The organism is Exiguobacterium sp. s21 (assembly GCF_018617975.1).
GTDB lineage: Bacteria > Bacillota > Bacilli > Exiguobacteriales > Exiguobacteriaceae > Exiguobacterium > Exiguobacterium mexicanum_A.
Genome location: NZ_JACSLF010000010.1, coordinates 105,734 through 112,360 on the forward strand (window position 1 = coordinate 105,734; position 6,627 = coordinate 112,360).

Annotated in this window: 6 protein-coding genes; 4 read left to right on the top strand and 2 right to left on the bottom strand. The window is 49.6% G+C overall.

What is annotated here, in order from left to right:
* Window positions 1-73 precede the first annotated feature (73 nt).
* Complete coding sequence (locus KNP06_RS11810) at window positions 74-1,711, top strand: ABC transporter substrate-binding protein (RefSeq protein ID WP_214712343.1); 1,638 nt, start codon at window positions 74-76, stop codon at window positions 1,709-1,711.
* Window positions 1,712-1,744: 33 nt separating this feature from the next.
* On the opposite strand, the gene KNP06_RS11815 is transcribed toward KNP06_RS11810, so the two are convergent.
* Window positions 1,745-3,043 carry a glutamate-1-semialdehyde 2,1-aminomutase gene (locus KNP06_RS11815; protein ID WP_214712341.1) on the bottom strand — a complete coding sequence of 433 codons (1,299 nt, stop codon included), beginning with the start codon at window positions 3,041-3,043 and terminating at the stop codon, window positions 1,745-1,747.
* Window positions 3,044-3,234: 191 nt separating this feature from the next.
* On the opposite strand from KNP06_RS11815, the gene perR reads away from it, so the two are divergent.
* Entirely contained in the window at window positions 3,235-3,666 is a 432-nt protein-coding gene (gene perR, locus KNP06_RS11820) for a peroxide-responsive transcriptional repressor PerR (protein WP_029596002.1), read from the top strand.
* 28 nt (window positions 3,667-3,694) lie between these two features.
* Here the strand turns inward: perR and KNP06_RS11825 are convergent, their stop codons facing one another.
* Window positions 3,695-4,054, bottom strand: a complete 360-nt coding sequence (locus KNP06_RS11825) for a YgzB family protein (RefSeq protein ID WP_214712340.1) — start codon at window positions 4,052-4,054, stop codon at window positions 3,695-3,697.
* Between the two features lie 168 nt (window positions 4,055-4,222).
* Between KNP06_RS11825 and KNP06_RS11830 the strand changes: the two genes are divergently transcribed.
* Together KNP06_RS11830 and KNP06_RS11835 are read left to right on the top strand one after the other, a co-directional pair.
* Window positions 4,223-5,089, top strand: a complete 867-nt coding sequence (locus KNP06_RS11830; RefSeq protein WP_214712442.1) for a nucleotidyltransferase-like protein — start codon at window positions 4,223-4,225, stop codon at window positions 5,087-5,089.
* Window positions 5,090-5,206: 117 nt separating this feature from the next.
* Window positions 5,207-6,307 carry a PstS family phosphate ABC transporter substrate-binding protein gene (locus KNP06_RS11835; protein ID WP_251129740.1) on the top strand — a complete coding sequence of 367 codons (1,101 nt, stop codon included), beginning with the start codon at window positions 5,207-5,209 and terminating at the stop codon, window positions 6,305-6,307.
* Window positions 6,308-6,627: the final 320 nt, after the last annotated feature.

Genomic DNA, 6,627 nt, shown 5'->3' on the forward strand with positions numbered 1-6,627 from the left:
TACTTTAAACGTGGACTACACTTGGTAAAAAGAGACAAAATATTTGGACATGTCCACTTTTAGGGGGAAGGTCATGAATGCGAAACTAGTGGCGATTTATCGCCACACGATAGAGACGGGCAAAAGGGAAGTGACGTTGCGGGAAGCGGTTGAAGCAGTCGGCTATAGTGAGAAACAAGTGAAGCGTGATATCAAGGCGTGGCAAACGTTAGGCTGGGTGGAATATCAGGCCGGGAAAGGGCGGGGTCATGAATCGATACTCCGCTTTCAGTCGGGATTTGCTCGGACGCTGAACGACTGGGTCGAAACCTCATTCTCAACGGCCTCGATGGCGGACGCGGCCAAATGGTTGGAGTGGGAGTGGCCACCCGCGTTACGGGAATTGATTCAAGCCCGGATTTGGAGTCGATTCGGTTTCGAACAGACGGAAGAAGACCGATTCGTGTTTCCGCGTACCCGGACGCTTGAATCACTCGACCCGCTCGACATCCATATCGCGATGGAGGCGTCCTTGTCTCGGCATGTCTTCGATCGCCTCTTCGAATGGGATGGGGCGACGGTCCAAACGTCCCTTGCCCATCATATCGAAGAAGTGACATTCGGATTTCGGTGTTATATCCGAAAAGGCGTCACATTCCACAACGGGATGACGTTAGCCGCCAAAGATGTCGTTTACTCGTTGAATCGATTATTGGCTCGCGGAAAACAAGTTTGGTTGTTCGCGCCAATCGAACGGGTCGAATCGCCGGCGCCTTACGTCATTGACATCCATACGAAAGCGCACCGGGCCTACATCGAACGTTTACTTGCTCAAACGCCGGCATCCATTACGTATGAAGGGGCAGAAGGGATTGTCGGGACGGGACCGTTCAAATTGGAGAAACGTTCCGAAGAAGTCGTCCGGTTGCGGGCGTTCGAGCGTGGGCTTCGACCGCGTCCTTCATTAGATGTGGTCGAATTTGTCACGTTCTCAGAAACGGATTATGCCAAGTGGAGCGCCGGTGATGATCAGAGCATCGTCAAGTGGATCGCTGAGGCCGGGGCACGTTATCTCGTGTTCAACTTGCAGCACTCTTGGCTCAAAGATGATATGGACACACGACTTGCCATTCAACAGGCAATCCATAAAGAAGCGTTCGTCGACTTGGGAGGAGAGCGTCATCAAGTGGCCCATGGTTTTTTCCCGGAGGCGAGTCGACCGGTGGTGGCACCAAAAGCAACGGGAAGTTCGCGCCGTCCACTGCGTCTATTGCATTTGCCGTTCGACGTTGCGACAGAAGACGCGATGCTTGTCGCGGAACAGTTGCGCGTAGCCGGCTTTACCGTTGAGACCGAGACGTATACGATTGCCTCGTTACTACAAGAGGAGACGCTCCGGCGTGCTGATTTGATTTTATGCGGGGAGATGATGAGCGAAGATCTCGATTTGGCGTTTCTCGCGTTTTTGACGAGTGAATTGTCACTCGTCGGCAAGTTAATCGCGCATGAAACGGAGCTCCGGACGATGATGGACCGTTACCGTCAGACTGATATGAGTGCGTGGCCGTGGCTCCATCGTGACGTCGAGCGTTATTTGACAGAAGCAGCACTTGTTATTCCTCTGTATCACGTGGCCCGAGAGCGGCGATTCCCGAGCTTTCTAGGGGAAGTTCCAGTCGATGTGTTCGGCCACCTCCGCTACGACCAGCTGTGGATTCGGCCTTCGGTGTAAACGAAAAGGAGATGCCGCGGCATCTCCTTTTGCTTATAGTTGGGCGAAGGCGCGGTTTACCGCGGCAATCGTCTCTTCGATATCTTGTTCGGTATGCTCAGTCGTCAAGAACCAAGCCTCGTACTTCGAAGGGGCTAAATTGACACCGTTCTCGAGCATCAATTTGAAGAAACGTCCGAACACTTCACCGTCTGATTTTTCGGCGCCTTCGTAATCGGTCACAATCTCGTCCGTGAAGTAAACCGTAAGGGCACCTTTTAAACGGTTCAATGTGATGGTCACACCATGTGTTTCTGCGGCTTCACGAATCCCGGCCTCGAGCTCGGCACCGAGTGTGTCGAGCTTTTCGTAAACGCCGGGTTGCTCGAGAACCTCGAGACAAGCGAGACCCGTTGCCATCGACGCCGGGTTGCCGGCCATTGTTCCGGCCTGATAGGCTGGGCCGAGCGGAGCGACCGTCTCCATGATTTCAGCTTTACCGCCATAGGCACCAATCGGCAAGCCTCCGCCGATGATTTTCCCGAGTGCGGTCATATCCGGTTCAATCCCGTACACTTGCTGGGCGCTTCCGTACGTGAAACGGAAAGCCGTGATGACTTCGTCGTAAATGACGAGTGCACCATGTTCATGGGTGATGTCATTGACGGCCTGGAGGAAGCCTGGTTTCGGCTCGACGATCCCGAAGTTCCCGACAATCGGTTCGACGAGGACGCAGGCGATTTGACTTCCCCATTCGCTCATCATGTCGCGAAACGCTTCGACGTCATTGAACGGCACGGTGATGACTTCTTTCGCCGTAGCTCGTGTGACGCCGGCTGAGTCTGGTGAGCCGAGCGTGGCCGGTCCGCTGCCTGCCGCGATGAGCATCAAGTCCGAGTGGCCATGATAGCAACCGCTGAATTTGACGACGAGCTCACGACCGGTATAGGCGCGAGCGACACGAACGGTCGTCATGACCGCCTCGGTCCCTGAGTTGGTGAAACGGACTTTATCCATTGACGGGATGGCCGCCTTTAGTTTTTTCGCGAACTCGACTTCAAGCGCGTGCGGTGTCCCGTAAAGGAGCCCTTTAGACGACGCCTCAATCAACGCTTTATGGATATGCGGATGGGCGTGGCCTGTGATAATCGGTCCGTACGCCGCCAAATAGTCGATATAGCGATTGCCGTCGACGTCATAGAAATAAGCGCCGTCTCCTCGTTCCATATAGACGGGTGCACCGCCGCCGACTGCCTTGAATGAGCGGGAAGGGCTATTGACCCCGCCGACGATGTGCGTCAAGGCGTCGGTATACAAAACGTCTGAATTGTTGCGTGTAGATGGTGTTGCCATATGTATTGCCTCCTTTTACAAATTCGCACTTATTGTATCATAGCCGTCAACCGCATAAGCTCAACGTTTGACGACCGTTCAAGAAATCAGTACACTATTTATAAAGATTACTATGTAAGAAATAGGTTAATTCTAACTGACATTTCGCATGAATTTTATAGAAGAAATGAGGGATTGACGTGGGAAGCGAAATGCTTGACCATGCTGTTCAGTCGCTCCGAGAACATGGAGTCAGAATGACGCCTCAGCGCCAGGCCATTTTGGAGTACCTCGTCACGGAGCACAGTCACCCGACAGCGGATGACATTTATAAGGCACTTTCGGCGAGATTTCCGAACATGAGTGTCGCTACCGTCTACAATAACTTGCGCGTCTTTAAAGAAGTCGGACTCGTTCAAGAGATGAACTATGGGGACGCTTCGAGTCGCTTTGATTTTGTGACGTCGCGTCACTACCACATCATCTGTGATGCATGTGGGAAAGTCGTCGACTTCAACTATCCGGTCCTCGACGAGATCGAATCGGTCGCGTCTCAATTGACAGGGTTCAAAGTCGATCGTCACCGTCTTGAAGTATACGGGACGTGCCCAGCTTGCCAAGCTGAACAAGCGCATAAACATTAAAAAACATCCTCAGGCAGAGGATGTTTTTTTATTCGTGTGAATGGGTTTGACGCTTATTATATTTTTCATCGAACTCTTTACCTTCGAGCGATTGATCGATCGTGAGCGGTTCGTCGCAGTGCATACATAAGTCGACCCGGCCGAGCATCTTTGTCGGTTTCTCACAATTCGGGCAAGTGACGACGATGGCTTTCGTGGATGCCATCCCAATAATAAAGTAGAGCGCTGAACTCGATAACACCATCACGAAGCCGAGCAACATGAAAATAATCATCAGCCATGTCATGCTTTTCGCCAACAGGCCGAGATACATAACTCCGATTCCCGCAAAGACGAGCAACAACGCAAGGTTTCGAGCGCGGTTGATTTTATTCCCCCGTTTTTTCATTTCGTAATCCCTCCATGTCTGTCTTTACTATAGCTCATCTGCACGACCGTGAGAAGTTCATACAATCGCTGGCAGGAGAATTTTAAAAGAAGGCGAATCATTTTTGTATCAGATTATTGGGTGGACGATTGTGGTTCATCATTACAGAAAGAAGGTATCAAGGTGACTATGGAGTATGCGACGCGCACGATCTATTCGGAATATGCGGCCTTGAAGACAACGCTTGGCATCATTGAAGTGAAAAAGAAACGGCCGAGAGATCCTTTGACCGATCAATCGGACCGGCTGTTGATTGTGATTGAAGCGAAAGAAGAACCGTTCTGGACAGTGAAACATTATCAGGTTGGGCAAGAAAAAATTATTCTTCATCTCGTAAGTGACTCGATGATGGATCGTTGGATTTTAATGAACGAGAATCGCCGGGCCATTCATTGGATTGAAGATGGAATGGTCTTGTTTGAACGAAATACGTTTTTATTAGACTTGCGACAACGCCTTCGTAATTTTTCGAATGATGAGCAACGTCTTCAACTGTCCCTTGCTTTTGCGAAGTTGTTGCGACGCTTTGAAGATGGACGAAGCTTATTTTTACAAGAGGAGCATCAAGATGCTTTCACCCAAATCCATCACGCCTTGACTCATTTGGCGCGGTTGTCGGTGTTGGAGGCCGGAATTCATCCGGAAATCATATTGTGGAAGCAAGTGCGCACCCTCGATTTGGAAATATATAAGTTACACGAAGAACTGGTGAGCGGACAAGAATCGCTAGAACAGCGGATTCATTTGGTAATCATCGGCATTGAACATTTGATTCAATCGAAAGTGTTGCCCGGCACTCTTCTTCTATTACAAACGATGCAACAACGGGATGAACCGTGGTCGTTCTCAGAATTGATGGAGCATCCGAACTTGCAAGCATTGAAAGTCGACCTGGGGAGCATCGTCGGCTTCCTCGTTCGAAAAGGATATGTCCGGTCGGTCGCCCGGCCGACAAAAGGCGTCGGTGTCGAAGCAATCGCTTATGAAATCGCCTGACTACTATAGAAGCGAATGGAGTAGCTGATTTAGATGAAAATGATGAAGTTTATATTAGGCAGTGTGTTTATTGTGTTTGTGGCTTGGGTCATATCAGTTTTCATAGGATTGTTCATGATGGACGATCCGGTTGCCGGGGCACGTCCGATTGTATGGACGATTTGGTATGGAGTAGCGTTAGTGATTGTCATTATGGCGCTATATGACTTCTCACCGTTGAAAAAAGGTCATCTCAAGCGAATCGCTTTAATTGGAACGGTGCTCGGGGTCGTCTTCTTTGGTTCGGTGAAAGGCTATTATGTGTATACAGAAGGTTTACGGATTGAAGAACGGGGCGTCGAGTTGATGGACTATCAGCCTTTTAAGGAAAAATCGGATTTAGCGGAGCTGGACGGCGAATCTTCGTTTAAACTAGACTCGAAGTTGCCGCGTCTCGATGGCGCGACAGCCCTTTATCCACTTTATGCGTCTTTCGTCGAGGCGGTCTATCCATCAGGCGAATATAATCCATACGGCATCGAAGAATGGGATGAGAGCCCTGTCGTATCGACGACGACAGGTGAAGCCTATGATCGTTTGATTCGCGGGGAGCCAGATATCATCTTTGTTGCCGGACCATCGGATCTACAAGTGGCTGCGGCCGAGAAGGCTGGTGTGCAGTTCAACATGACGCCGATCGGGCGCGAAGCGTTTGTCTTCTTTGTACATGAAGACAATCCGGTTGACTCTCTCAAATTAGAAGAAATACAGCAAATTTATGCGGGAGATCTCGACGATTGGAGTGAGGTCGGAGGCGAGACTGATACGATTCGAGCATTTCAACGTCCAGAAGGGAGCGGGAGTCAGACTGCTCTTCAGCGGGTGATGGGGGAAGAGAAACTGATGGATGCCCCAGTAGAAGATGTCCCCGAAGGAATGGGTGGGATTATCAAGCAGACGGCAGCCTACCACAATCATAAGAATGCGATTGGCTTTTCTTTCCGTTATTACGCGACCGAGATGGTAGAGGACCATGACATTAAATTACTTCAAGTGAACGGGATTGCCCCGACGGTCGAGACGATCGCTGACGGGACGTATCCAATCACTTCTGAATTTTATGCCATCACGACAGAAGAAAATTATGAAACGTACAAGCCGTTTTTGGATTGGATGACGTCTGAAGAAGGACAAACGTTGGTAGAACGGACGGGTTACGTTCCGTTAGCGCAAGACTGAAGAGTTGAGCCTCGCTAAAGGGGCTCAACCTTTTTTTATTTTTTGTGATATTTCTATTGACGAAGTGGTAAATAGAGATTATAGTTATAAACGTTGTCACGGCGAAAGATTATTTCAGTAAAACAATTTGTGAAAAAAGTTGTTGACGCAGAGATAGACGACGTGATAAATTAATGAAGTCGCCAAGAGCGGCAGACGAACTTTGAAAACTGAACGATGAGGCAAAAATAAGTTTTACAATTTTTGAATGAAGCGCAAGCTTCGTCATTTTTAAAGAGCTATATCAAATTCTTTGGAGAGTTTGATCCTGGCTCAGGACG

What these genes read in the sequence shown, in the direction of transcription:
- KNP06_RS11835 (WP_251129740.1), top strand. Translation starts at nt 5,207, where the DNA reads ATGGACGATCCGGTTGCCGGGGCACGTCCGATTGTATGGACGATTTGG.
- KNP06_RS11830 (WP_214712442.1), top strand. Translation starts at nt 4,223, where the DNA reads ATGGAGTATGCGACGCGCACGATCTATTCGGAATATGCGGCCTTGAAG.
- KNP06_RS11815 (WP_214712341.1), bottom strand. Translation starts at nt 3,043, where the DNA reads ATGGCAACACCATCTACACGCAACAATTCAGACGTTTTGTATACCGAC.
- KNP06_RS11825 (WP_214712340.1), bottom strand. Translation starts at nt 4,054, where the DNA reads ATGAAAAAACGGGGGAATAAAATCAACCGCGCTCGAAACCTTGCGTTG.
- KNP06_RS11810 (WP_214712343.1), top strand. Translation starts at nt 74, where the DNA reads ATGAATGCGAAACTAGTGGCGATTTATCGCCACACGATAGAGACGGGC.
- perR (WP_029596002.1), top strand. Translation starts at nt 3,235, where the DNA reads ATGCTTGACCATGCTGTTCAGTCGCTCCGAGAACATGGAGTCAGAATG.